1 protein-coding gene and 1 pseudogene are annotated in these 1,741 nt (G+C 68.1%); one reads left to right on the top strand and one right to left on the bottom strand.

What is annotated here, in order from left to right; translation table 11 throughout:
- Positions 1 to 717, bottom strand: a pseudogene (locus ACRDSQ_RS20840) (PucR family transcriptional regulator); the annotation flags it as partial.
- Between the two features lie 444 nt (positions 718 to 1,161).
- Between ACRDSQ_RS20840 and ACRDSQ_RS20835 the strand changes: the two are divergent.
- Positions 1,162 to 1,719 carry a hypothetical protein gene (locus ACRDSQ_RS20835; protein WP_431423378.1) on the top strand — a complete coding sequence of 186 codons (558 nt, stop codon included), beginning with the start codon at positions 1,162 to 1,164 and terminating at the stop codon, positions 1,717 to 1,719.
- Positions 1,720 to 1,741 lie beyond the last annotated feature (22 nt).

The raw sequence follows: 1,741 nt of genomic DNA, 5'->3' as shown, positions 1-1,741 counted from the left end.
CGGCACGTCGGCGTCGAGGTCCATCAGCACCTCGGCAGGCGACGCTGTGCCCCAGTCGCCGTCGGGCACGTCGGCGTGCTCGATGACGATCACGGACACCTCGTCGGGAACCTGCCAGCCCACCTGGCCCGCCAGGCCCGCGACCGCCTTGGGCGACCCGGGCTCCCCGGCCAGCAGCAGGTCCAGCAGCCGCTGCCGACGACGCTCGACCACCCCGGCGGACTCCGCCTGGGCGGCGGTGTACCCCTCGATCGACAGGGCGGAGATCTCATCGACGTAGGCGAAGATCGCCTCGGCGGCGACGGTGAACATCGCCGTCGGCAGCCGCTGCTGCTGCCCCCACGCGGCGACGTGGCGCCACGCGACCCGACCGCCCACCCGGTAGGCGGTCTGCAGGCAGTCCAGGCTCCGGCCCTCGGCGAACTCGACCCGGCCGAGCTGGCGGAACATGGCCGCCCACTTCTCGTCCTGCGACCCGCCGACACCGACCGTGTCGAGGATGCGCAGCACCGCCTGCTCCACCCCGGCGGTCATGATCGCGCCGAAATGCCCCTTGAGCGGGCGCGCGTATTCGGGCACCGCGTGCTGAATCTCGCGAATCATGTCCTGGGTCAGCCTGCCCACCATCGGGTGGAACTTCACCACCAGGTCGCGCGGCAGCGAAGCCCACAGCGCGGTGGCCCGGTCCTGGGTCCGCGTAACCCGATCAGCGGCCATCATCGCCCCCTGAGAGTGATTTAACGAAACATATCGGTCGGCCGAATGGCCGGAAGTCAGCTGTGTACGACGGTAGGTTCGGCGGTCGGTTTGTGTCAAACTACGATGGCCCCTTTCCGGAGCAGCCTCCTATCGGGTGAAGACACTCCGCGCTTTCTTGAGCGATAGTGATGCAGGTGTCGCCGGAGTCGTGCGATCCGAACAACAATGATTGTTGTCGACGTCGGACGAGACGCTTCCCGGCGGGTAGCCGCGACAGACAAGCCGCGGGCGTCTTTCTGTTGGTTGTTGATAAATACCGTCGAGCCCCAGGTGTGATGCTTGCCGCCGATCGCAACCCGCCAGTAACGTCCGTTTCCCCGGCAACGGCGCGATCGGCGGAATTCTTTCCGGCCGGGCGGCGCCCGTTTCCGATCTTGCCGACGTCCCCTAAGGAAGCCGACCATGATTCGACGTTTTGTCGCCGCGGTCGCGGTGACCGCGTCCGCCTGTACCGCGCTCGCCGGGTGCGGCTCGGAGAAAGACAACGCGGCCAACGATCCCGCGATCGCCTGGTCCGACAGCGTCTGCAAGACCATCGAGGCGGGCGCGGCGAAGCTGCGGCAGCTGCCGTCGGTCGACCCGAGCAACCCGCAGGCCGCGAAGGACAGCCTCGTCGTCTACCTGGGCCACCTGTCCGAGGCGCTGGTCGGGGTGTCGGACGGGTTGAAGTCCGCGGGCTCGCCGCCGGTGAAGGACGGACAGGCCACTATGGACAAGGCGATGGCGACGCTGACCACGACGAAGTCGACGATCGACACGGCGAAGTCGAAGCTGCAGGCCGCCGCGGTCACCGACCAGGCGACGTTCCAGGCGGCGATCTCGGACATCTCCGGGGTGATGAAGTCGCTGACGAACGCTGAGGGACCGGCGAAGGACCTCAAGGAGAACCCGGAGCTGGCAGCGGCTTTCCGGGCCGCTCCGACTTGCCAGAAGGTCGAGGGGGCACAGGCGCCGGCATAGCTCTGGCTGTGCTCGGCCGCGG

This window comes from Actinokineospora sp. (genome assembly GCF_050699995.1).
Lineage (GTDB): Bacteria > Actinomycetota > Actinomycetes > Mycobacteriales > Pseudonocardiaceae > Actinokineospora.
This window is presented reverse-complemented; position numbering and strand designations above follow the sequence as displayed.